At 51.2% G+C, this 606-nt stretch carries 1 protein-coding gene and 1 rRNA gene; both read left to right on the plus strand.

The features are described 5' to 3' along the window. The first annotated feature begins 43 nt into the window (after nucleotides 1-43). Nucleotides 44-158: ribosomal RNA gene (gene rrf, locus TG4357_RS04750) — 5S ribosomal RNA — on the plus strand. Nucleotides 159-433: 275 nt separating this feature from the next. After that, a partial coding sequence (locus TG4357_RS04755; protein ID WP_058261739.1) for a transposase occupies nucleotides 434-606 on the plus strand: 173 nt, incomplete at its 3' end.

Here is a 606-nt window from a genome sequence, read left to right on the forward strand (position 1 = left end):
ACACAACACAGAATACTTGACTTGGTTTTTGGTATTTATTCGGTTTGGTGGTCACAGCACGAGTGAAACACCCGATCCCATCCCGAACTCGGCAGTTAAGCACCGTCGCGCCAATGGTACTGCGTCTTAAGACGTGGGAGAGTAGGTCACCGCCAAACCTAATAAATACCAAAATAAATCTCTCAATACGACAAAACATAAGCAAGCCGCCCCTGATAAAATCAGGGGCGGCTTCTTTTGTTGCAAAATATCAGATAAGTAACCGTCCTCTCGATCAATGGGAAAAAACGGCGTCCCCTGAGCGGAGCATGCGCGCGCAGTGAGCCGTCCGAATAGTGGATGAGACGTGCCCTTGCTCGATCTCGGCTGACCTGCCCCCCACAAAATCCCTCACTTTAATGTAGAGTCTGCTCAATCTTGAAGGAGCAGACGAATGCGAAAGAGCCGTTTTACCGAGGCGCAGATAATCGGGATGATCAAGGAGCAAGAGGCTGGCATGCCGACGGCTGAGGTGTGTCGTAGACACGGCCTCAGCCCTGCGACGTTCTACAAGTTCAAGTCCAAGTATGGCGGCATGGAAGTGTCGGATGCTGCCAAGTTGAAAGC

The sequence above is a fragment of the Thalassovita gelatinovora genome (assembly GCF_001458355.1).
GTDB lineage: Bacteria > Pseudomonadota > Alphaproteobacteria > Rhodobacterales > Rhodobacteraceae > Thalassobius > Thalassobius gelatinovorus.